Consider the following 22509-nt stretch of genomic DNA (forward strand, 5'->3'; position numbering starts at 1 on the left):
TTGGCACCTTGGCTGGAAGAAACATGCGCCCATCTTAATTACAATCGACACTCACCGCAGCTATCGGCGACAGAGAGAGAACTAATCGTGTCCCTTCGCAAATACCAGAATCACACCCCCCGCCTGAGCAACGGCGCATTCGTCGACGGTTCGGCGGTGGTGATCGGCGACGTCGAAATTGGCGCAGACAGCTCGGTCTGGCCGCTGACGGTGATCCGTGGCGACATGCACCGCATCCGCATCGGTGCGCGCACCAGCGTGCAGGATGGCTGCGTGCTGCACATCACCCACGCCGGCCCGTTCAACCCGGACGGTTTTCCCTTGCTGATCGGCGATGACGTGACCATCGCCCACAAGGTCATGCTGCACGGCTGCACCGTTGGCAGCCGCGTGTTGATCGGCATGGGCAGCATCGTCATGGACGGCGCCGTGGTCGAGGACGACGTGATCATCGGCGCCGGCAGCCTGGTGCCGCCGGGCAAGCGCCTGCAGAGCGGCTTCCTGTATGTCGGCAGCCCGGTCAAGCAAGTGCGCCCGCTGACCGATAAGGAAAACGCCTTCTTTACGTACAGCGCGGCGAACTACGTCAAGCTCAAGGACCTGCATCTGGCCGAAGGCTACGACCAGCTCTGAACCGCCCTACACCTGCTCGGGAATTTCCATGCATTACCAGACTGTACTGTTCGACCTCGATGGCACCCTGACCGACCCGCGTGAGGGCATCACCCGCTCAATTCAATTTGCCTTGGCCAATCTCGGCATCGACGAACCGGACCTGAGCAAACTGGAACACTTCATCGGCCCGCCGCTGCTGCAAGCGTTCATGCAGTTCTACGACTTCGACGAGGCCAGGGCCTGGGAAGCGGTGAATTTCTATCGCGAGCGCTTCAAGGTCACCGGGCTCTACGAGAATCGGGTGTTCGACGGGGTCACGCCGTTGCTGGAAACCTTGAGCGGGCAGGGGCGGCAGTTGTACATCGCCACCTCCAAACCGTGGGTGTTCGCCCGCGAGATCGCCCGGCACTTCGACTTCGCCCGCCACTTCAAGGTGATCTACGGCAGCGAGCTGGACGGCACGCGGACCAACAAGGTTGAGTTGATTGCGCACTTGCTTGAGGAAGAACGCCTGGACCCGGCGCAGACCCTGATGATCGGCGATCGCAAGCACGACCTGATCGGCGCGCGCAGCAATGGCCTGGATGCGGCGGCGGTGGGCTATGGGTTCGGCAGTTTTGAAGAACTGAATGCCGAGGCGCCGGCTTATCACTTTGAAACCCTGGACGAGTTGCATCAGGCGTTTTTGCAGCGCTGAGCAGATGGCTATCGCTGGCAAGCCAGCTCCCACAGGTTAGCGATTCTTCAGGCTCACCGCTGTCCCTGTGGGAGCTGGCTTGCCAGCGATGAGGCCCGTTCAGCCGCTGGAGGACTCAGGAACTGCCAAGGCCCTCAAAGCCGCCTTACGCTCATCAACCGGCAACCGTCCCAACCGCTCAACCTCGGCATAAAACCTCATCCAATCCCCATCTACTTGGCGGAACACCGCCGCAAACGCCGGCACCCACTGGTCATACAGCCCGAACGGCAACAATCGCGCGTTGTTCAGTGGCGCATTGACCCAGGCGTCATAGCGTTTGTCCCCGGCCCACTGACTGTCGCGCATTACCCGATACTCCCGGCGCAAGCGCTCGAATTCAGCTGCTTTGCGCTCACGCATCTGCTCAACCGACAGCGGCTGCGCATAGAGCTTCTCCAGTCTTGAACGCGTGTCGAGTACCAGTTCGATGAACTGGTCACGCTGCTTGAGCCTGGCATCCGACTCTGCCGGTAGCCCGCGAAACGTGCGCCATTGCCGCGTGCCTTCCTGCTCGACGAAGGTGGCGAAAGACTCGTTGAATTCAGTGTCGTCCTTCACATAGAACTTCTGGTGCGCCAGTTCATGAAAAATCAACGCGGCCAGCCGTTCGTCGCCCCAGCCCATCATCGAATTGAGGATCGGGTCATCGAACCAGCCAAGCGTCGAGTACGCCTCGACCCCGCCGATCGACACGTCCATGCCCTGCAAACGTTGAATCGCCGCCTCGCCACGGGCCGCGCTCTGGCTGTAGTAGCCGCGATAGGCCACGCAGCCGGCAATCGGAAAGCAGTGATTCTGCGGCGTCAGGGAAAACTCTGCGGTGGCGAACACGTTCCACACCACGTACGGGCGACCGATGTCGGCGTACAGACGATAGCTCTGGTTGTCCGGCAAGTGCAGATGCTCGCTGGCGAACGTGCGGGCCTTTTGTGATTGAGCCAGATGCGCGCGCAATCTGGCATCGCGGCTGGGGTCGGCAATGACTTTTTCGACTGGCTCCCGTGCGCGCAGCAATTGCAGTTGGCCGCTGGCCATCTGGCTGTAATAGCTGACGCTGGTGCAACCGTTGAGCAACAAAAACAACACACCCGGAAACAAAATCGGAAAAACGCGATCAAGTAACCCAAGGCTGGAAAACGGCCTGATCAAAATAAGAAATTCCCCGGAAAGTCTGCCCCAAGACTATCCCGCCTCAAGGAGCACCGCTATGCGCATGTTGATGCTGACAGGAGGCCTGCTGATGCTGGCCGGTTGTGCCGGTTTCGGAATGCCCGACCCCGACCCTTCGCAAGCCTGGATCGATCTTGACGCTCGCCAACACGACACGGCGCTGCAAGCCGTGCAAGTCGATGCTACCCAGGCCATCGACAAACGCTATTTCGAAGTGCAGCCCGGCAGCCATGAGCTGAAGGTGCGCTACCAATTCCCGGTCGAGGCCACCAACATCGGCCCGAATGCCGAACCGCTGTGGCGCGATTGCCAGATGAGCGTGAAATTCAAGGATTTCAACGCCGGCCAGCGCTATCAGTTGCAGGCGGGCAGTATCGGCTTCCGGCCTTGGGCCAAGCTTTATGACGAACAGCGCAAGGTTGTCGGCCAGGGCACACCGGCGGGCTGTCAGAGCAGTTGATCGGCAGCTATGCTGCAAATCCCGTCAAAGGATATCGATCATGCGCAAGTTGACGACATTGCTGGCCGCCAGTGTGCTCGCCGGTTGTCAGAGCCCGTTGCCAGCGGCCGATCCAGACAAAGCCTGGGTCGACTTCGCCATGCCTACCCCCGGCGGCAAGGTGCTGATGGCCGAGCGCCTGGATAAACAGCGCTTGCGCGACGGACGGTTTTTTCAGGTGACGCCCGGTAGTCATGAGCTCACCGTGCGCTTTGACTTCGAAGTATTCGGGGGTGGTCAGGGCATGGATACCGATCCGCAAGAGCGGCTGTGTTACATGACGGTGCCCTATGAACACTTCGAGGCCGGGCAGCGTTACCGCCTTGAGGCCCGATCGCTGGCCTTCACGCCAAGTGCACGCTTGATCAATCGTCAGGGGCAGATCGTTGCCAACGAGCGGCAGATCAATTGCGTGCCGTGATAGGCAATCAGCTATCGTTTCTCTGATAGATAATCCGCTTGGTGCCGTTCTCGCAAGAACCGACGATCATGGCCGAGTCGTGCTGCTTCGCCTCTTCTGCCGTGATGATTTCAAGGGTGTACGTTGGGATCGCCTTCGCCTGGATCTTGATCTCGATCTCCTTTCTAAGCTCCTCGCATTTTTTGGGGGCTGCGATAGCGGACGTGGCCAGTGCACTGCAAAGAATCGCCAAGCCAATACGTTTCATCGATGAAGCTCCTTGAGGCAGCGCGCACGGGTGTGCGCTGAAGCTGCTGTCGATTATTCGACCACATTTCTGCTGAGCGGGTTCTGACTTTGCTCACACCTTGTACTGATTGCCGGTTGCTGAGTTGAATCCGAGGCCGCCTTCGCGAGCAGGCTCGCTCACACACTGGATCTGCGACGTGCACAAATCCCCCGTGGGAGCGAGCCCTGCTCGCGAAGGCGTCAGCCCGGCAAACGCCGAATCAGCTGACGAGCGAAGCCTCGAGGGTGATCTTCGCATTCAGCACCTTGGAAACCGGGCACCCTTCCTTGGCCTTGTTGCTCAACTCCTCAAACTGTTGCTGAGTCGCGCCCGGGATCTTCGCCTTGAGAATCAGTTTCACCGCAGTGATCGCGAAGCCGCCGTCAACCTGATCGAGGGTGACTTCGGCGTTGGTGTCGATGCTGTCCGCCTTCAGGCCGGCATCGCCGAGAATCATCGAAAACGCCATGGAGAAGCAGCCGGCGTGGGCCGCGCCGATCAGTTCTTCCGGGTTGGTGCCTTTGCCGCCTTCGAAGCGCGCCTTGAAGCCGTACGGCGCTTCGCGCAGCACGCCGGTTTCGGTGGAGATCGAGCCGAGACCGGTTTTCAGATCGCCTTCCCAATGCGCCGATGCCTTTTTCACGATAGCCATGTCTGCCTCCTCAAATATGGCGCGGAACGCCGCGCCGTCGCGGTTTTTACTAGCAAGGCTTCTGAGGATAGACGGCGGAACAAAGTTCAGCCTGGCTGAATCGTTGACTTTTTTAGTAGGAAATTTCGTCGCTGCTATTGAATCTCGGGTATATGCCCTCATTCCATAAAACACGCTTATGGATTTGGCAGGTTTTCGTTCGCAAGAAAAACCTGCCTCCCCACCCGGAGATGCAGGTTCATGAAAAAACTGTCCGACGTTAAATTTTCCACTCTCGACCTGGTGCCGGTGCGCGAAAACGGCAGCGCGGGGCAATCGCTGCGCAATTCGCTGGACCTGGCGCAGCATGCCGAGAAATTCGGCTACACGCGCTTCTGGGTCGCCGAACATCACAACATGGACGGCATCGCCAGTTCGGCCACTTCGGTGTTGCTCGGCTATCTGGCCGGAGGCACGTCGACGATCCGCGTCGGTTCCGGCGGGGTGATGCTGCCCAACCATGCGCCGCTGGTGATAGCCGAGCAGTTCGGCACCCTCGAGAGCCTGTACCCTGGACGCATCGACCTGGGTCTGGGCCGCGCGCCCGGCTCTGACCAGATGACCGCCCGCGCCTTGCGCCGTGAGCGCTCGGGCAGCGCTGACGACTTCCCTGAAGACGTTGCCGAACTGATGCGCTACCTCGGCCCGCGCACCCCGGAGCAACGGGTGATCGCCATGCCCGGCACCGGCACCAACGTGCCGATCTGGCTGCTCGGCTCAAGTCTGTTCAGCGCGCAATTGGCGGGTGAGCGCGGCTTGCCTTACGCCTTCGCCTCGCACTTCGCGCCGCGCTTCATGCACGAGGCGATCCGCATCTACCGCAACCACTTCAAGCCGTCGGCGGTGCTCGACAAGCCGTACGTAATGCTCGGCGTGCCGCTGGTGGCGGCGGATACCGATGAGCAAGCCGATTATCTGGCGACGTCGGTGTACCAGCGCATTCTTGCGCTGATGCGTGGCCAGAGCCTGGTGCAGCGTCCGCCGGTGAAAACCATGGACGGTCTGTGGCTGCCCCATGAACGTGAGGCAGTGGGCGATTTCCTCGGCCTCGCCATGGTCGGCGGTCCGCAGAAGATCCGCGCCAAGCTTGAGGTGCTGATCGAGCAGACCCAGGCGGACGAGCTGATTTTCACCAGCGATTTGTATGAGCATGCTGATCGCGTGCGCTCGTACGAGCTGCTGGCGCAGGTGATGAAGGGCTAAGATTCACCACACATACCTTGTGGGAGCGAGCTTGCTCGCGAAGACGGAGTGTCAGGCACTCGATATGTCGACTGACCCACCGGTTTCGCGAGCAAGCTCGCTCCCACATCGGGCACATGGAGCCCACAAAAAAGCCGACGCATCCACGTCGGCTTTTGTATTTCAGGCGCAATCAACCGCGTTTGTAGACGATGTCCTTGCTGCCGCCTTCGCAACTGCCGACGACGTCACCATCAGCCGCCGCACCCTTGTCGACGACCTCCAGCGAATAACCGGAAACGCCTTTGGCGTCGAGCTTCGCGGCGATTTCGCTTTTCAGCTCTTCACATGGCTTGCCGGCTGCAAACGCACCACCGGCAAGGCTCAACAAACCTACTGCCAACATGAACTTCTTCATCGGTCGCACTCCCTGGTCGGATTGAAAGAGGCGGGCATCGAGTCATCCACCCGATGCGCTCACCTTGTAGCGCTTTGCCATTCCCTATGGCACTCGGCCAGCGCGCAAGTTCAGAAGACTAGCTCAAACTCAGCTGGCGGCAATCTTGAAGCCGACTTTCAGCGTGACCTGAAAGTGCGCTACCTGGCCATTTTCGATGTGGCCACGGGTTTCGGTCACTTCAAACCATTCCAGATTGCGCAGGGTCTTGTTCGCCTCGGCCAGTGCATTGTTGATGGCGTCTTCGATGCTGGTAGTGGACGAGCCGACCAGCTCGACTTTCTTGTAGGTGTGATGGTCACTCATGGCGTTCTCCTTGGGTTGGAATGGCGTGTGAAATTGAGCCTAGCAGGCAATTGCACTGATGATTTCGGCGCCGCTGCGCTGCCGAAGTTCAGAATTTCTGCACTTTCTCGACATGCTGAAGTCCCAACCAACACACGCCACTCATCACCAATGCAGGAGAGCCACCATGGCCAACACCTCTTTACGTAAAGCCTCGTTGCAAAGCATGGAAGCCGAGATCGAGAGTCTGCTCAAATCGTTGGAAAGCTTGAAAGACGATGCTTCGGACGAGTCGCGCAAGACCCTCAAGGCGCTGAAAAGCAACGCCGAAAGTGCGCTGAAACATTCCCGTCATCTGCTCAGCGACGCGTACGAAGAAGTCAAAGTGAAAACCCGCGAGACCGGCATTGCCACTCGTGACTACGCGCAGGAACACCCATGGACCACAGCCGGCGTGGCTGTCGGTGCAATCGGTCTGCTCGCCGCCTACTTTTTGTTCAAGCGCGGTGAGTGATCAGTCTGGCGCAGCTCGTTCTTGAGCCACTGCGCCAGTTGCCGGGCGCGTCCGTCTGCGGCGCGCTTGGGTAGCCACAACGCCAGTTGCGCCGGGGTTTCGCAAAAGCCCCACGGCGCAACCAGGCGACCCGCCTTCAGATCTTCGATTACCAGCGGCTCCGGCGCGATTGCCACGCCGAGACCTGCAACAGCCGCCTCCAGCAAATAATACAAATGCTCAAAACCTTGCCCGAGCTTCAACGCCTTGGGATCGAGGTGGTTTTGCTGCGCCCAGCTGGGCCAGGCTTGTGGGCGCGAGGTGGTGTGCAGCAAGGGCTGCTCGAGCAATTCTGCGGCAGGAGCGTCGTGCAGGTTCTGATAACCGCTGAACAATGGGCTCATCACTGGGCCGATGCGTTCCGCCGCCAGTTCATAGACCTGCATATCGGCGGGCCACGGTGGTTCGGCGAACAGCAACAGCGCATCGAGGCCCGGGCGCCGGGGATCGAGATCGCCTTCACCGGCAGACAGGTGCAGACGCAGATCCGGCAAATCGGCATTCAGCCGCCCCAGACGCGGAATAAACCAGCGCGCCAGCAGGCTCCCGGAACAACCCAGCACGAACGGCGCATCCGCTGTGCTTTGCGTAAGTTCGGCGCAAACACTGCGCAACCGATCAAACGCCTCAGCGCTGACATCGCGCAGACGCGCTCCGGAATCTGTGAGTTTCAAGCCGCGTCCGTCCTTGACGAACAGGCTCATCCCTAGATGTTCTTCAAGCACCTTGAGCTGGCGGCTGACCGCACCGTGGGTGACGTGCAGCTGTTCGGCAGCCTGACTCACACTGTTCAGACGGGCGGTGGCCTCGAAGGCGCGCAAGGCATTCAGCGGGGGAAGGTCATGGCTCATGGTATCTGTGAGTTTTCCTGACAGGTTGTGGCGATCTTATCGGTTTTCAGCCTGGAAAGTCAGGGGTAGAGTGATCGTCATTGTCTTCTGACCGAATTCACCTGGAGCGACCCATGACCCAGACTTCGAACACCTCTGATCTGCGTAACGGCCCTGACGCCAACGGCCTGTTCGGTGCGTTCGGTGGCCGTTATGTAGCGGAAACCCTGATGCCATTGATCCTCGACCTGGCCCGCGAATACGAAGCGGCCAAGGAAGATCCGGCATTCAAGGAAGAGTTGGCCTACTTCCAGCGTGATTACGTCGGACGTCCGAGCCCGCTGTATTTCGCCGAACGCCTGACCGAGTTCTGCGGCGGCGCGAAGATCTACCTCAAGCGCGAAGAGCTGAACCACACCGGCGCGCACAAGATCAACAACTGCATCGGCCAGATCCTGCTGGCGCGGCGCATGGGCAAGAAGCGCATCATCGCCGAGACCGGCGCCGGCATGCACGGCGTGGCCACGGCCACCGTTGCTGCGCGTTTCGGGCTGGACTGCGTGATCTACATGGGCACCACCGACATCGAACGTCAGCAGGCCAACGTCTTCCGCATGAAGCTGCTCGGCGCTGAAGTCATTCCGGTCGTGGCTGGCACCGGCACCCTCAAAGACGCGATGAACGAAGCCCTGCGTGACTGGGTGACCAACGTCGACAACACCTTTTACCTGATCGGCACCGTGGCCGGCCCGCACCCTTATCCAGCAATGGTTCGCGACTTCCAGGCCGTCATCGGCAAGGAAACCCGCGATCAACTGCAAGCTCAGGAAGGTCGTCTGCCGGACAGCCTGGTGGCGTGCATCGGTGGCGGTTCCAACGCCATGGGCCTGTTCCACCCGTTCCTCGATGACAAGAGCGTGGAGATCATCGGCGTCGAAGCCGCCGGTTACGGCATCGAAACCGGCAAGCACGCGGCCAGCCTGAACGGCGGGGTGCCGGGCGTGCTGCACGGTAACCGGACATTCCTGTTGCAGGACGACGATGGCCAGATCATCGACGCCCACTCGATTTCCGCTGGCCTCGACTATCCGGGCATCGGCCCTGAACACGCCTGGTTGCATGACATCGGCCGCGTCCAGTACACCTCGGTGACCGACGACGAAGCTCTTGAAGCGTTCCACAAATGCTGCCGTCTGGAAGGGATCATCCCTGCCCTGGAAAGCGCCCACGCCCTGGCGGAAGTGTTCAAGCGCGCACCGAAGCTGCCAAAAGATCACCTGATGGTGGTCAACCTCTCGGGCCGTGGTGACAAGGACATGCAAACCGTGATGCACCATATGCAACAGTCGCAGCAGGAGAAACACTGATGAGCCGCCTGCAAACCCGCTTTGCCGACCTCAAGCAACAGAACCGCGCCGCGCTGGTGACCTTCGTCACCGCTGGTGATCCTGACTACGACACTTCGCTGGCAATCCTCAAAGGCCTGCCTGCCGCAGGTGCCGATGTGATCGAGCTGGGCATGCCGTTCACCGATCCGATGGCCGATGGCCCGGCAATCCAGTTGGCCAACATTCGCGCCCTCGGCGCCAAACAGAATCTGGCGAAAACCCTGCAAATGGTTCGCGAGTTCCGTGAAGGCAACAGCGACACGCCGCTGGTGTTGATGGGCTACTTCAACCCGATTCACAAATTCGGCGTCGAGCGTTTCATCGCCGAAGCCAAAGAGGCTGGCGTCGATGGCCTGATCGTGGTCGACATGCCACCAGAGCACAACGAAGAGCTGTGCGACCCGGCGCAGGCTGCTGGCCTGGACTTCATCCGCCTGACCACGCCGACCACCGACGATGTGCGTCTGCCGCGTGTGCTCAACGGCAGTTCCGGTTTCGTCTACTACGTGTCGGTGGCCGGTGTCACCGGTGCCGGTGCAGCGACTCTGGAACATGTGGCAGAGGCGGTTGCACGTCTGCGTCGGCATACCGATCTGCCGATCAGCATCGGTTTCGGTATCCGTACGCCGGAGCAGGCTGCGGCCATCGCGCGTCTGGCTGACGGTGTGGTGGTGGGCTCGGCGCTGATTGATCACATCGCCAGTGCCGATACGCCTGAGCAGGCCATCGATGGTGTGTTGAGTCTGTGTTCGGCGCTGTCCCAAGGCGTGCGCAAAGCTCGCGTCTAAAGCCGCAGGGAAATAGAAAAGGCTTCAGAACAGGCGTTCTGAAGCCTTTTTTGTGCTCAGGGTAATTGCAGTCCGCCCGAGGCCTTGTGCAGTTTGCGCAGATGCTCGCCAATCTGCTTGACGTTGGCCTCGCTGGCGGCAATCTCGGCCGCCCGCTTGGGTTCAAGCAGCTTGCGCACTTCGGTATCGAGATCGCCGGACAGGGCCAGCAGCTTCTTCTGCCGCTGGCTGCTTTCCGCTTCCAGTCGGGCGAACTCGCTGGGCTGCGGTAGTCCGTAACCTTTGGAGTCGAGCAGTTCCGCCGGGCGGCTGAGGAAGCCACTGTTGGCGAGGATCTCCTGCAAGGTCGCGTTGGCTTTGTCCATGCCGCCGTTTTCCAGCTCGCGGGCGCCGAGGTAGCGTTGCTTGACCTCGTCCTGGGCCAGCAATAACTGCCGGCGGAAACTGGCTTGCTCCAGCAGCAACAGGGCCGCACTGGTGCGCAGGTCGGCGCGATCGAACCATTCGCGGCGTTGCTCAGCGCTGAGTGACAGCCAATCCTCGACAGTGGTCTGCTTGATCGGCAGCTGCTTCTTCAATACATCGAACATCGCTTGATAGCGATCGCGGAACGAGTCGAAGCGGTAACCCAGGCGCAGCGCTTCTTTCGGATTGTCGAGCACACTGGTATCGGCCAGACCACGGCCCTTGAGCACTTCCAGCAAGCCGTTGGGCATGATGCTGTCTAGCCCGACCAGTTGGCTGTTATTGCTGCCGCTGCGCAACAGTTTCAAGCCTTCCACCGCGCAGTTGTTGGACAGGAAGAAGTAGTTGCCGTCGTAACTCCAGTGCATCTCGGCAGCATGTTCGACCACGCCTTCTATTTCCTCGCGAGACAGGTTCAGCGGCACCGAAGCGAGGCTGCGCAGCTCGGTCTTGGTGTATTCGTCGATCACCTGTGCCAGCGGCAGCACGAACAGCCGCGACGGGTATTTGCCGACCAGTCCGTCCCAGCTCGACAGCTGCACATCGCCAACGAAAGCGCGATAGGACAGCACCAGGTGCTGATCGAGGTCGAGGCGGCAATCCGGGCCACGCGGGCGACCGGGGGCGCAGATCACCAGGCGCAGCATGCTGTGACCCCAGCGGCTGACCCAGTTCTGATTGGCCTCGGCCAGCAGGTAATCGACGGCATAGACCCGTTCCGGATCGACTTGCCCCAGAGGCTGCTTGGCGAAGTCATTGCCCGCATTGAGAAAGGCGAAGCTCTTGCTGCAGGTGTCCTGCGCTGGCGGCGCCCAGCCGAAATGTTCCTTGTAGTAGCGATACAGCGCCGGGCGGCGGCAGGCGTAGCTCGGGTCGAGGAGAAAGTACTCCATGTTGACCGCGACGAATTCCTTGGGACTGGAGATCTCGTAAAGATCCGGACTGCGGGCGATCTGGCGGTTGTGTTGTTCACGCTCGCCACGGCGGCCGACGTATTGCTGCCACCCGGCGAGGTCAAGCAGGCGCGGGTCGTCGCTGATGGTGAAGCGGCGACCGTTCTGCCCGCGACACTCATCGGGAATGCCGATCAGCCCGGCGCTGTTGAAGCGTCGGGTGCAGCGCTGGATCAACGTGCGCTCGGCGCTCGGCCATAAACGCGCACGATCATAAATGTGGGTAATTTCGTGCAGCACCGTGGCCAGCAGTTCCTGGCGCACAGTGCCGTGGGGGCGATTGGTTTTCTCTTTCGCCGCGCTGCCATCGGTGAGGCTGGCGAGCAGCTTGCGGTTCAGATCGAGTTCGGCAACCAGCGTCGCCTGCCCGTAAGCGTTGGCAGGCATGTCGTCGGTCCAGCCGACGTCGATGCGCCGATCCAGCCGCTCGATGAAGCTCGGCGGCAGTTTCGCCATGGCCTCATCGATCAGCGCCTGACTGGCCTGTTGTTGAGCCGGGCTCAGACCCTCGGTCTTGAGCCGCAATTGCAGGCCGGCGTGGGCGCTGTTGCCAAGCAGCAACAACGCCCCGGCCAGCAGCCAGGCGCCAACGGACCTCACAGTGCGAGGATGGCTTCGGCGAGTACCTGATCACTGGCGTCGCGCGCTTCCGGCACGCGATTGCGCAAGGTGTTGAGGGCGGCTTCGAGGTGCGCGCCACGGATGTCGCCGTTGCTGGCGACGAAACTGGCGGCGTCGTCGTGGGCTTCGCGGATGATTTTCGAATCGCGAATCGACGTGGTGGTATCGGAAGTGAAATCGATGCTGCGCTGGGAGGCACGAACGATGATGTTACTGGTGGCTACCAGGGTGTGCGCCTGGGCCATATCGGCCAACACAAACAGGCCAAGGGCGGCAGCAATCAGCGGGCTACGCATGGAACGACTCCGGAAGGACAAGGATAACTATTGGACGAGAATTGCCTCTGCCAGTTCAAGGTCGCTGGCATGAAGTTTCGGCCGGGTTTTGCGCAGGTAATGCAGCGCGGATTCCAGCCGTGCGCCTCGCCATTCACCGTCACTGGCAACAAAGGCGGCCGCATCATCATGGGCGGCGCGCAGCAGTTTACGGTCGAACGGCGCAGAAGACACCATGCTGGTCGCGTAACCGCTGACCACCGTGCCTTGGGTCGACGCATTGAAAGCATCGAAGGCGTTGGCGGACATCGCCCAGCAGGCGGTGAATAGAGTAGAAGAGATGAGCAAAGTTGGAAGAAAGCGCATGGGACTCGACAACTGTTAGCGAGCCTGAAGGCTAGCGCAAATGCCCGGGCCAGAGCCAGCGTTGAAACATCGGGACACGGCTGGCGTGTCCCGCAATACCGCAAGCGATCAGAGCGTCAGAATGGCCTGAGCCAATTGGGCATCGGTGGCATTGAGTTGTGGCGCCTGATGGCGGATGTGATCGAGCGCGCTTTCCAGCTTTACCCCACGGATATCGCCTTCGCTGGCCACGAAGCTGGCGGCATCGTCGCGGGCGGCGAGGACGATCTTGTCGTCACGGAACGAGGAGGTCACATCGGAAGTGGCGTCGGAAGTGGCTTTCAGCGCGCCGACGATCGAGTCGGTGGTGACGATGAAGCTGGTAGCGCTGGCGTTGGCAGCCACGGCCAGCAGGGCGGCGGCACTGAGCAGACGAAGACGGGTCATGATGGAACTCCTTTGGATAAACCGTAGTGAGAGGTGGCTCGGTATCTGAGGAGTCAGACGCCTGTTGCGCAACGTTCGCCACGTTCTGCATGGATATTAGGCTGCCAGATGCGGTTCGCCCAGTGGTGGCCAGTGATACTCCAAAGTTTCTGGATAACTGTACTGGTATATTCGAGTATTTCTTAAATTGTACCTGTGCTCGTTCATATATGCGTTTTAGAGCATTCAAGGCCCCTGAAACGACAAAACCCGTCGTGGTTGCCCACGACGGGTTCTGCTTGTGCAATTCGGGTTGCTGGCGGTGGGTCTGACGACCAGAGCCAGCGACGCTGCTTAGCGCCAGAACGGCTTGCTCAGCTCTTCGTAGCGTTGTGCTTCGCTGATACCGGCGTCGGCCAGCAGACGCGAATCCAGACGGGCCAGTTGGTGGCGGCTGGAGATGCGGCGCTGCCACAACATCAAGTTGGCAATAACGCGCAGAGGCAGGGAAGCCTGGGTGTTTACAGCTTTGTCTTCGAAGAACAGTTCGGAACTGAGTGTACGTTCCATGGTTGACATCCTTCCGCTTGTGGCGGGATCAGGTAGTGGTTTGACTGGTGCCCATGATCCTCTCGTTTGGATAGTCTCTGTAGATACAGTTCATTTGTATTGTGAGTGAGCAGTTAACTGTTTATGGATGGTGTACGGGTCGAAATTGGGCAAACTGTACCTGTCTGCACTTGATTGGTGCATTTCGGCTCGTATCACGGGATTGAGTAGGGCTTTGCTGTAGGAAAAGACCGGTACAGCAGTACAGTTTTTTGCGATCCTGCTTCTCTCGGGCATCCACCGACGCAAAACTGTGTTTGCCTCGGTGGTTATCTGTGTGAATCACACCGCCAGCATGCGCCCGGTTTCTTCCAGGTTCATATGCCAGCTCAGTGCTTCGCGCAGAATGTGCGGGGTATGACCGCCGATTGCACAGGCAGCGCTGAAGTAGTCATTCAGTGCCTGGCGAAAGTCCGGATGCACGCAGTTGTCGATGATCACTCGTGCACGCTCCCGTGGCGCCAGGCCACGCAGGTCGGCGAGGCCGACTTCGGTCACTAGGATGTCGACGTCATGCTCGGTATGGTCGACGTGGCTGACCATCGGCACCACGCTGGAAATCGCGCCACCCTTGGCGATCGATTTGGTCACGAATACCGCCAGATGCGCATTGCGCGCGAAGTCGCCGGAGCCGCCGATGCCGTTCATCATCCGCGTACCGCAGACATGGGTGGAGTTGACGTTGCCGTAGATGTCGAACTCCAGCGCGGTGTTGATGCCAATGATGCCCAGACGCCGCACCACTTCCGGGTGATTGGAGATCTCCTGTGGCCGCAGAATCAGTTTGTCCTTGTACTTCTCCAGGTTGCCGAACACGTCGCTGTTGCGCCGCTCGGACAGGGTGATCGAGCTGCCCGAGGCAAAGCTCAGCTTGCCGGCATCGATCAGGTCGAAAGTCGAGTCCTGGAGCACTTCCGAATACATGGTCAGGTCTTCGAACGGCGAGTCGATCAAGCCGCACATCACCGCGTTGGCGATGTTGCCAATTCCGGCTTGCAGCGGGCCGAGCTTGTTGGTCATGCGCCCGGCCGCAACTTCCTGCTTGAAGAAGGTGATCAGGTGTTCAGCGATAGCGTTGGTATCAACGTCCGGTACCGACACTGTGGACGGCGAGTCCGACTGCTGAGTGATGACAATCGCAACGATCTTCTCCGGCGGAATCGGGATCGCCGTGCTGCCGATGCGATCGTCGACTTTCACCAGCGGGATTGGCGTGCGCGTCGGGCGGTACGTCGGGATATAAATGTCGTGCAGGCCTTCGAGGTTGGCGTTGTGGGCCAGGTTGATCTCGACGATCACTTGTTTGGCGAAGATCGCGAAGCTGGCCGAGTTGCCCACCGAAGTGGTCGGCACGATGTGGCCTTGTTCGGTGATGGCGACTGCCTCAATGACGGCAATGTCCGGCAGCTTCAACTGTTGGTTGCGCAGTTGCTCTACGGTTTCCGAGAGATGCTGGTCGATGAACATCACTTCGCCGGCGTTGATTGCCTTGCGCAACGTGCTGTCGACCTGAAACGGCATGCGCCGCGACAGCACGCCGGCCTCGGTCAGTTGCTTGTCGAGGTCGTTGCCCAGGCTGGCGCCGGTCATCAGGCTGATCTTCAGCGGCGTGACCTTGGCGCGCTCGGCCAGTGCGTGGGGAACGGCCTTGGCTTCGCCGGCGCGGGTGAAACCGCTCATGCCGACGGTCATGCCGTCCTCAATCAGAGCAGCGGCGTCGGCAGCGCTCATCACTTTATCCAACAACGAAGGCAGGCGAATACGGTCACGGAACATGGATTATTATCTCGGGCAACGAGTAGCAGGATGCGCAGTCTAGTGAATTTGGCCGGCGCCTGTCCCGCTACCAAGGTCGCAAATGAGGCCTCTATTTCGCGGGTTTGCAGTAAAACACCGTTACCGGATCTGCAACAACGCGGCAAATTGTCCAGCGTCTGGCGCAAACAAAAACGCCCCGACAAGTCGGGGCGTTCGCTATTGCAGCGGTGAATTACTCGACCGCTTTGACCATGTCTTCGATGACTTTCTTCGCGTCGCCGAAAACCATCATGGTCTTGTCCAGATAGAACAGTTCGTTGTCCAGACCGGCATAGCCGCTGGCCATCGAGCGCTTGTTGACGATGATGGTCTTGGCCTTGAACGCTTCGAGAATCGGCATGCCGGCAATCGGTGACTTCGGATCGTTCTTCGCGGCCGGGTTGACCACGTCGTTCGCGCCGAGCACCAGCACCACGTCGGCCTGACCGAACTCGGAGTTGATGTCTTCCATCTCGAACACCTGATCGTAAGGCACTTCGGCCTCGGCGAGCAGGACGTTCATGTGCCCAGGCATGCGACCGGCCACCGGGTGAATCGCGTACTTCACGGTCACGCCGCGATGGGTCAGCTTCTCGGTCAGTTCCTTCAGTGCGTGTTGTGCACGGGCCACTGCCAGACCGTAGCCCGGGACGATGATCACGGTGTCGGCGTTGGTCAGCAGGAAGGTTGCGTCATCAGCCGAGCCGGATTTCACCGGACGGGCTTCCTGCGCACCGGCAGGACCTGCATCTGCCGTATTGCCGAAACCGCCGAGCAGTACATTAAAGAAGGAGCGGTTCATCGCCTTGCACATGATGTACGAGAGGATCGCACCGCTCGAACCCACCAGCGAGCCGGCAATGATCAGCATCGAGTTGTTCAGCGAGAAACCGATGCCCGCCGCCGCCCAGCCGGAATAGCTGTTGAGCATCGACACCACCACCGGCATGTCGGCGCCGCCGATCGGGATGATGATCAGCACGCCCATCACGAACGCCAGCGCCAGCATCAGCGCGAACGCCGTGAGGTTGCCGGTGAACATGAAGGTCAGGCCGAGAACCAGCGTGGCCAGACCCAGAACCGCATTGAGCTTGTGCTGACCGGCGAACTGTACCGGTGCGCCCTGGAACAGACGGAACTTGTATTTGCCCGAGAGCTTGCCGAAGGCGATCACCGAACCCGAGAAGGTGATCGCACCGATGGCGGCACCGAGGAACAGCTCCAGACGGTTGCCCGTCGGGATCGCATCGCCCAGCTGTTTAACGATACCCAACGACTGCGGCTCAACTACCGCCGCAATGGCAATGAACACCGCCGCGAGGCCGATCATGCTGTGCATGAACGCTACCAGTTCCGGCATCTTGGTCATTTCAACGCGCTTGGCCATGATCGAACCGGCGGTACCGCCGACCAGCAAGCCAACGATCACATAACCAATGCCAGCCGTGGCCAGTTCAGCGCCCAACTTATAGATGAGGCCGACCGTGGTGATGATTGCCAACGCCATGCCGAGCATGCCGAACAGGTTGCCGCGCCGCGAAGTGGTCGGGTGCGACAGGCCTTTGAGGGCCTGGATAAAGCAGATCGACGCGATCAGGTAGAGCGTCGTGACGAGATTCATGCTCATTACTTCGGCGCCTCTTCTTTTGCTTTCGGGGCTTTCTTCTTGAACATTTCAAGCATGCGGCGGGTGACCAGGAAGCCACCAAACACATTGACTGCCGCCAGTGCCACGGCCAGCGTGCCCATGGTTTTGCCCAGCGGCGTGACGGTCAGCGCAGCAGCGAGCATGGCGCCGACGATCACGATCGCCGAGATCGCGTTGGTGACTGCCATCAACGGCGTGTGCAGCGCAGGCGTAACGTTCCAGACCACGTGGTAACCGACATAAATCGCCAGCACGAAGATGATCAGGTTGTAGATACCGGGGGAGATAAGCTCTTCCATCGTCTGAATCCCTGCTTAGGCGTTTTTGCGGATGACTTGGCCGTCGCGGCACATCAGGCACGCGGCGACGATGTCGTCTTCGAGGTTGACGTCGAACTGGCCTTCCTTGGTGAACACCAGCTTGAGGAAGTCCAGCAGGTTGCGTGCGTACAGCGCCGAAGCATCGGCAGCGACTTCACCGGCGAGGTTGGTCGGGCCGACGATGGTCACACCGTTTTCCACAACGACCTGATCGGCGACGGTCAGTGGGCAGTTGCCACCCTGGGCGGCGGCGAGGTCGATGACCACCGAGCCCGGCTTCATCTGTGCCACGGTCTCGGCGCTGAGCAGCGTCGGCGCTTTGCGGCCCGGAATCAGCGCGGTGGTGATGACGATATCGGCCTGCTTGGCGCGCTCGTGCACAGCCTGCGCCTGACGCTGCATCCAGCTCGCCGGCATCGGCCGCGCGTAACCGCCGACACCGACGGCGCATTCGCGCTCTTCATCAGTCTCGTAAGGCACGTCGACGAACTTGGCGCCGAGGGATTCGATCTGTTCCTTCACCGCTGGACGCACGTCGGACGCTTCGATCACCGCACCCAGACGTTTCGCCGTGGCAATCGCCTGCAAACCGGCCACGCCCGCGCCGAGAATCAGCACGCGCGCCGCTTTCACGGTGCCCGCAGCAGTCATCAGCATCGGCATGAAGCGTGGGTAATAGTGAGCCGCGAGCAACACCGCTTTGTAGCCGGCGATATTCGCCTGCGACGACAGCACATCAAGACTCTGCGCCCGCGAGGTACGCGGCGCCGCTTCGAGGGCGAATGCGGTAATGCCGCACTCGGCCATCTTCGCGATGGTCTCGTTGTTGAATGGGTTGAGCATGCCCACCAGCACCGCACCGCGCTTGATCAGCGTCAGTTCGGCATCGCTTGGCGCGATCACTTTGAGAATCAGCTCGGCGCCAAACGCGTCATTGGCGCTGCCAATGCTTGCGCCGGCCGCTTCATAGGCACTGTCGACGACACTGGCTTTGACGCCAGCGCCGCTTTGCACAGTGACCTTATGGCCTTGGCTGATCAGCTTCTTGATGGTTTCCGGGGTTGCAGCAACCCGTGTTTCACCGGTCTGGGTTTCGAGAGGAACACCAATGTGCACGTCAAATCTCCTGCGTGATCTTATTGAGTAAACCCATGCACTACGGATGGTGCGACTGGGGCGGCCGATCAGCACGATCCCGCCGAATCAGGGCGGGGCGCGGCATTTTGCAGGCGAACTTTATGCCCTTCAAGGGATTATGACGGGTGACGGAAAATTAACTACAAGTCATGCCGTGACCGAATGTCGCAGATGGCCAGTTGAACCCCTTGCAGGCCGTGCCCTGCATGGATTCTGGCTGAATTTGAAAAAAATTCGCATCGGTGGCGTGAATAGGCAGTAATGAGTCGCCATTAGAGGCTCAAAGCCACGTGTTTGGCAGCTTGTGGGACGTCTGTACGACTTTCGGATACAGTCTGCGCAAAAGCGACAAATAGTTATATCTGTAGGGCTTTGTTTTTTCTGACTACGGGGTTAAGTATTGCGCAGAGCCTTTATTCTTCTAGGCTGTAGCTCTGCGCTTGATTTACCAGCCAGTCGCGAAATGCCTTCAGCGATGCCGATTCGACCTTTCGCTCCGGAATCATCAGGTAATAGGCCTTGATGCTGGAAAGCGCTTGAGAGTTGGCAACCACCAGACGTTTCTCTGCCAGCTCGCGCTGAATCAGAAACGGCGGAATCAGCGCGACGCCCATGTCGTGCATGGCTGCCTGGGCAAGCATGGAGAATAGCTCGTAGCGCGGACCTGTCATGTCGCGCGGAATATTCAGCTGTTGCGAGTTGAACCATTGGCGCCAGGCGTAAGGTCGGGTGGTCTGCTGCAGCAGCGGTAGCTCGGCGATGGCTTGCGCTGTCAACTGCGTGTGATCGCCGAGTAGGGCGGGGCTGCACACCGGCATCGGATTTTCGCCCATCAACCTGTGGGATTCGGTACCCGACCAGTCGGCGTCGCCGAAGTAAATCGCGGCATCGAATTCGGTATCGGCAAACAGGAAAGGCCGAGTGCGGTTGGTCAGGTTGACGGTCACTTCCGGGTGCTTGAGCTGGAAATCCTTGAGCCGTGGCAGGAGCCATTGCGTGCCGAAGGTCGGGACGACTGCGAGCTCGATGACGTTGGTGCCCTGCTGGCCCATCACCGAAAGGGTGTCGCGTTCCACTGCATCGAGCTGAGTCGCCACCCGACGACTGTAGGAAAGTCCCGCTTCCGTCAGCTTCACCCCACGTCGCGAGCGCCGGAACAACTCCACGCTGAGGAATTCCTCAAGGCTGGCGATCTGTCGGCAGATGGCGCCCTGGGTGAGCGACAGCTCTTCAGCGGCTCGGGTAAAGCTCTCATGGCGGGCGGCAGCTTCGAAGCTGATCAGGGCGGCCGTGCTGGGGATCTTCCTGCGCATGTACGTCAACCTCACTAATGCGCCGCATAAAAGGCAATTCGCGACGTTTCGGAGTGAGAAATTAGCACAACAGGATGCGAAATCCTCGTTTGCCGCGATGGCGAACCGCGCCTAGGATCAATGCCACGTTAATTCACCCGATTGCGAGGGCACACTCATGGGCGGTAAAGCTAGTTTCAATTGGATCGATCCCCTGCTGCTGGATCAACAGCTCACCGAAGAAGAGCGGATGATCCGCGACACCGCCGCGCAGTTCGCTCAACAGAGTCTGGCGCCGCGTGTGCTCGAAGCTTTCCGTCATGAGAAGACCGATCCGGCAATCTTCCGCGAGATGGGTGAAGTCGGCCTGCTCGGCGCGACCATTCCCGAGCAATACGGTGGCAGCGGTCTGAATTACGTCAGTTATGGCTTGATCGCGCGTGAAGTCGAGCGAGTCGACTCTGGCTATCGCTCGATGATGAGCGTGCAATCCTCACTGGTGATGGTGCCGATCAACGAATTCGGTACCGAAGCACAGAAGCAGAAGTACCTGCCGAAACTGGCTTCCGGCGAGTGGATTGGTTGCTTCGGTCTGACCGAGCCGAACCACGGTTCCGATCCGGGCGCGATGATTAGCCGGGCTCGCAAGGTCGATGGCGGCTACAGCCTGACCGGCGCGAAAATGTGGATCACCAACAGCCCGATCGCTGACGTATTCGTGGTCTGGGCCAAGGACGATGCCGGCGATATCCGTGGCTTCGTTCTGGAGAAAGGCTGGAAAGGTCTGAGCGCTCCGGCGATTCACGGCAAGGTCGGCCTGCGCGCTTCGATCACCGGTGAGATCGTCATGGACAACGTGTTCGTGCCGGAAGAAAACATCTTCCCGGACGTGCGTGGTCTGAAAGGTCCGTTCACCTGCCTCAACTCCGCACGCTACGGCATTTCCTGGGGCGCACTGGGCGCCGCCGAGTTCTGCTGGCACACCGCGCGCCAATACACTCTGGACCGTCAGCAGTTCGGTCGCCCGTTGGCCGCGACGCAACTGGTACAGAAGAAACTCGCCGACATGCAGACCGAGATCACCCTGGCACTGCAAGGCTGCCTGCGCTTGGGCCGGATGAAGGACGAGGGTACCGCCGCCGTTGAAATCACTTCGATCATGAAGCGTAACTCCTGCGGCAAGTCGCTGGATATTGCGCGGATGGCGCGCGACATGCTCGGTGGTAACGGCATCTCCGATGAGTTCGGCGTGGCCCGTCACCTCGTCAACCTGGAAGTGGTGAATACCTATGAAGGTACCCATGACGTTCACGCGCTGATCCTCGGGCGTGCACAAACCGGTCTGCAGGCGTTCTATTAATAGGAGGGCGGACCATGGGCGCGCTGTCGCATCTACGGGTACTGGATTTATCGCGAGTGCTGGCCGGGCCTTGGGCCGGACAGATCCTCGCCGACCTGGGCGCCGAGGTGATCAAGGTCGAGCGCCCGGGCAATGGTGATGACACCCGCGCCTGGGGCCCGCCCTTCCTTAAAGACGCTTACGGCGAGAACACGTCGGAAGCGGCTTATTACCTCTCGGCAAACCGCAACAAGCAATCGGTCACCATCGACTTCACCCGCCCTGAAGGGCAGAAGCTGGTGCGCGACCTGGCGACAAAGTCGGACATTCTGATTGAGAATTTCAAAGTAGGTGGTCTGGCGGCCTATGGTCTGGACTATGAGTCGCTGAAGGCGCTCAACCCGAATCTGATCTATTGCTCCATCACCGGCTTCGGCCAGACCGGCCCTTACGCCAAGCGTGCGGGGTATGACTTCATGATCCAGGGCCTTGGCGGCTTGATGAGTCTGACTGGTCGACCTGAAGGAGATGAAGGCGCTGGCCCGGTGAAAGTGGGCGTGGCGCTGACGGATATTCTTACCGGGCTGTATTCGACGGTGGCGATCCTCGCGGCATTGGCTCATCGCGATCACGACGGTGGCGGCCAGCACATCGATATGGCGTTGCTGGATGTACAGGTCGCGTGTCTGGCGAACCAGGCGATGAACTACCTGACCACCGGCAATGCGCCAAAGCGCCTGGGCAATGCTCATCCCAACATCGTGCCTTATCAGGACTTTCCTACGGCGGATGGCGACTTCATTCTTACCGTGGGTAATGACGGGCAGTTCCGCAAGTTCGCAGAGGTGGCTGGCCAACCGCAGTGGGCGGATGATCCGCGCTTCGCGACCAACAAGCTGCGGGTAGCGAACCGCGCGGTGCTGATCCCGTTGATCCGCCAAGCTACGGTCTTCAAGACGACTGCCGAGTGGGTTGCACAACTGGAACAGGCGGGCGTGCCTTGTGGGCCGATCAATGATTTGTCGCAAGTGTTTGAGGATCCCCAAGTGAAGGCGCGCGGTCTGGCGATCGAACTGCCTCATGCATTGGCGGGGATGGTGCCCCAGGTGGCCAGCCCGATTCGATTGTCGGAGACGCCCGTTGAATATCGTCATGCGCCTCCTTTATTAGGTGAGCACACATTAGAGGTTCTGCAGCGGGTGCTGGGTCTGGGGGCAGGCGCGGTGGCTATGTTGAAGGAGGAAGGCGTCCTTTAAGTCTTCTTCTATATAGAAGAAGCTCTTTTCTCATCTGATTGAATGTTTTTTAACCAATACGCAAGTTATTGAAAGAAAAGCGAAATTAACGGTTGACGGCAGATTCCAGAGGTCTATAATTCGCCCCACTTCCGGCGCAG

26 protein-coding genes are annotated in these 22509 nt (G+C 59.9%); 10 read left to right on the plus strand and 16 right to left on the minus strand.

Translation table 11 applies throughout. The annotated features are described in order from the left end of the window. Window positions 1-87: 87 nt before the first annotated feature. Window positions 88-633, plus strand: a complete 546-nt coding sequence (locus F8N49_RS05400) for a gamma carbonic anhydrase family protein (protein WP_016772314.1) — start codon at window positions 88-90, stop codon at window positions 631-633. Between the two features lie 28 nt (window positions 634-661). Further along, window positions 662-1312, plus strand: a complete 651-nt coding sequence (locus F8N49_RS05405; protein ID WP_016772313.1) for an HAD family hydrolase — start codon at window positions 662-664, stop codon at window positions 1310-1312. 99 nt (window positions 1313-1411) lie between these two features. On the opposite strand, the gene F8N49_RS05410 is transcribed toward F8N49_RS05405, so the two are convergent. Then, the gene (locus F8N49_RS05410; protein WP_151550962.1) at window positions 1412-2503 is read right to left on the minus strand and encodes an aminopeptidase; all 1092 of its coding nucleotides are present in this window, start codon (window positions 2501-2503) and stop codon (window positions 1412-1414) included. A gap of 58 nt (window positions 2504-2561) precedes the next feature. On the opposite strand from F8N49_RS05410, the gene F8N49_RS05415 reads away from it, so the two are divergent. Then, the gene (locus F8N49_RS05415; protein ID WP_110644707.1) at window positions 2562-2984 is read left to right on the plus strand and encodes a hypothetical protein; all 423 of its coding nucleotides are present in this window, start codon (window positions 2562-2564) and stop codon (window positions 2982-2984) included. Window positions 2985-3024: 40 nt separating this feature from the next. After that, entirely contained in the window at window positions 3025-3444 is a 420-nt protein-coding gene (locus tag F8N49_RS05420) for a hypothetical protein (protein WP_016772310.1), read from the plus strand. Window positions 3445-3451: 7 nt separating this feature from the next. Here the strand turns inward: F8N49_RS05420 and F8N49_RS05425 are convergent, their stop codons facing one another. Further along, a complete protein-coding gene (locus F8N49_RS05425) occupies window positions 3452-3691 on the minus strand; it encodes a DUF1161 domain-containing protein (protein WP_071173978.1) in 240 nt (79 codons plus the stop codon). Window positions 3692-3932: 241 nt separating this feature from the next. After that, window positions 3933-4364 (minus strand): OsmC family protein, encoded by a 432-nt coding sequence (locus F8N49_RS05430; protein ID WP_016772308.1) that lies wholly within the window; start codon window positions 4362-4364, stop codon window positions 3933-3935. Window positions 4365-4604: 240 nt separating this feature from the next. Between F8N49_RS05430 and F8N49_RS05435 the strand changes: the two genes are divergently transcribed. After that, window positions 4605-5606 carry an LLM class flavin-dependent oxidoreductase gene (locus F8N49_RS05435; protein ID WP_016772307.1) on the plus strand — a complete coding sequence of 334 codons (1002 nt, stop codon included), beginning with the start codon at window positions 4605-4607 and terminating at the stop codon, window positions 5604-5606. A 172-nt stretch (window positions 5607-5778) separates the two neighbouring features. Here F8N49_RS05435 and F8N49_RS05440 read toward each other — a convergent pair whose 3' ends face one another. Together F8N49_RS05440 and F8N49_RS05445 are read right to left on the minus strand one after the other, a co-directional pair. Continuing rightward, window positions 5779-6003: a DUF1161 domain-containing protein gene (locus F8N49_RS05440; RefSeq protein ID WP_071173980.1), complete on the minus strand. Its 225-nt coding sequence runs from the start codon at window positions 6001-6003 to the stop codon at window positions 5779-5781. A 129-nt stretch (window positions 6004-6132) separates the two neighbouring features. Then, window positions 6133-6348 carry a dodecin gene (locus tag F8N49_RS05445; RefSeq protein WP_016772305.1) on the minus strand — a complete coding sequence of 72 codons (216 nt, stop codon included), beginning with the start codon at window positions 6346-6348 and terminating at the stop codon, window positions 6133-6135. A 166-nt stretch (window positions 6349-6514) separates the two neighbouring features. Between F8N49_RS05445 and F8N49_RS05450 the strand changes: the two genes are divergently transcribed. Next, window positions 6515-6841, plus strand: a complete 327-nt coding sequence (locus tag F8N49_RS05450; protein ID WP_039757078.1) for a YqjD family protein — start codon at window positions 6515-6517, stop codon at window positions 6839-6841. Here the strand turns inward: F8N49_RS05450 and F8N49_RS05455 are convergent. After that, entirely contained in the window at window positions 6814-7731 is a 918-nt protein-coding gene (locus F8N49_RS05455) for a LysR family transcriptional regulator (protein WP_151550963.1), read from the minus strand. The genes F8N49_RS05450 and F8N49_RS05455 overlap by 28 nt on opposite strands. A 113-nt stretch (window positions 7732-7844) precedes the next feature. Here F8N49_RS05455 and trpB point away from each other — a divergent pair, with 113 nt between their 5' ends. Both trpB and trpA read left to right on the plus strand, forming a co-directional pair. Next, window positions 7845-9077, plus strand: coding sequence for a tryptophan synthase subunit beta (gene trpB, locus F8N49_RS05460; protein WP_016772302.1), 1233 nt, complete (start codon window positions 7845-7847; stop codon window positions 9075-9077). Next, window positions 9077-9886: a tryptophan synthase subunit alpha gene (gene trpA, locus F8N49_RS05465; protein ID WP_151550964.1), complete on the plus strand. Its 810-nt coding sequence runs from the start codon at window positions 9077-9079 to the stop codon at window positions 9884-9886. Before trpB ends, trpA begins: the two co-directional genes overlap by 1 nt. Window positions 9887-9942: 56 nt before the next feature. Here the strand turns inward: trpA and F8N49_RS05470 are convergent, their stop codons facing one another. The 10 genes from F8N49_RS05470 to F8N49_RS05515 form a co-directional block, all read right to left on the minus strand. Beyond that, window positions 9943-11904, minus strand: a complete 1962-nt coding sequence (locus F8N49_RS05470; RefSeq protein ID WP_151550965.1) for a DUF4105 domain-containing protein — start codon at window positions 11902-11904, stop codon at window positions 9943-9945. Beyond that, window positions 11901-12221, minus strand: a complete 321-nt coding sequence (locus F8N49_RS05475; protein WP_071173984.1) for a DUF2388 domain-containing protein — start codon at window positions 12219-12221, stop codon at window positions 11901-11903. Before F8N49_RS05475 ends, F8N49_RS05470 begins: the two co-directional genes overlap by 4 nt. Window positions 12222-12248: 27 nt before the next feature. Beyond that, on the minus strand, window positions 12249-12566 hold the full coding sequence (locus tag F8N49_RS05480; RefSeq protein WP_056791311.1) for a DUF2388 domain-containing protein: 318 nt from the start codon (window positions 12564-12566) through the stop codon (window positions 12249-12251). Window positions 12567-12674: 108 nt separating this feature from the next. After that, a complete protein-coding gene (locus tag F8N49_RS05485; protein ID WP_016772298.1) occupies window positions 12675-12992 on the minus strand; it encodes a DUF2388 domain-containing protein in 318 nt (105 codons plus the stop codon). 333 nt (window positions 12993-13325) lie between these two features. Further along, window positions 13326-13541 carry a DUF1127 domain-containing protein gene (locus F8N49_RS05490; RefSeq protein ID WP_007911656.1) on the minus strand — a complete coding sequence of 72 codons (216 nt, stop codon included), beginning with the start codon at window positions 13539-13541 and terminating at the stop codon, window positions 13326-13328. 321 nt (window positions 13542-13862) lie between these two features. Then, window positions 13863-15356 carry an acetyl-CoA hydrolase/transferase family protein gene (locus tag F8N49_RS05495; RefSeq protein WP_151550966.1) on the minus strand — a complete coding sequence of 498 codons (1494 nt, stop codon included), beginning with the start codon at window positions 15354-15356 and terminating at the stop codon, window positions 13863-13865. 214 nt (window positions 15357-15570) lie between these two features. Next, a complete protein-coding gene (locus F8N49_RS05500) occupies window positions 15571-17004 on the minus strand; it encodes an NAD(P)(+) transhydrogenase (Re/Si-specific) subunit beta (protein WP_122705365.1) in 1434 nt (477 codons plus the stop codon). Beyond that, window positions 17004-17324, minus strand: coding sequence for an NAD(P) transhydrogenase subunit alpha (locus F8N49_RS05505; protein ID WP_003220416.1), 321 nt, complete (start codon window positions 17322-17324; stop codon window positions 17004-17006). Before F8N49_RS05505 ends, F8N49_RS05500 begins: the two co-directional genes overlap by 1 nt. Before the next feature lie 15 nt (window positions 17325-17339). Beyond that, a complete protein-coding gene (locus F8N49_RS05510; RefSeq protein ID WP_071173988.1) occupies window positions 17340-18461 on the minus strand; it encodes a Re/Si-specific NAD(P)(+) transhydrogenase subunit alpha in 1122 nt (373 codons plus the stop codon). 434 nt (window positions 18462-18895) lie between these two features. Then, window positions 18896-19795 carry a LysR family transcriptional regulator gene (locus F8N49_RS05515; protein WP_071173989.1) on the minus strand — a complete coding sequence of 300 codons (900 nt, stop codon included), beginning with the start codon at window positions 19793-19795 and terminating at the stop codon, window positions 18896-18898. A gap of 157 nt (window positions 19796-19952) precedes the next feature. Between F8N49_RS05515 and F8N49_RS05520 the strand changes: the two genes are divergently transcribed. Both F8N49_RS05520 and F8N49_RS05525 read left to right on the plus strand, forming a co-directional pair. After that, entirely contained in the window at window positions 19953-21134 is a 1182-nt protein-coding gene (locus tag F8N49_RS05520) for an acyl-CoA dehydrogenase (protein ID WP_024015035.1), read from the plus strand. 14 nt (window positions 21135-21148) lie between these two features. Further along, a complete protein-coding gene (locus tag F8N49_RS05525; RefSeq protein WP_071173990.1) occupies window positions 21149-22369 on the plus strand; it encodes a CaiB/BaiF CoA-transferase family protein in 1221 nt (406 codons plus the stop codon). Window positions 22370-22509 lie beyond the last annotated feature (140 nt).

The sequence above is a fragment of the Pseudomonas sp. GXM4 genome (assembly GCF_008923895.1).
GTDB lineage: Bacteria > Pseudomonadota > Gammaproteobacteria > Pseudomonadales > Pseudomonadaceae > Aquipseudomonas > Aquipseudomonas atacamensis.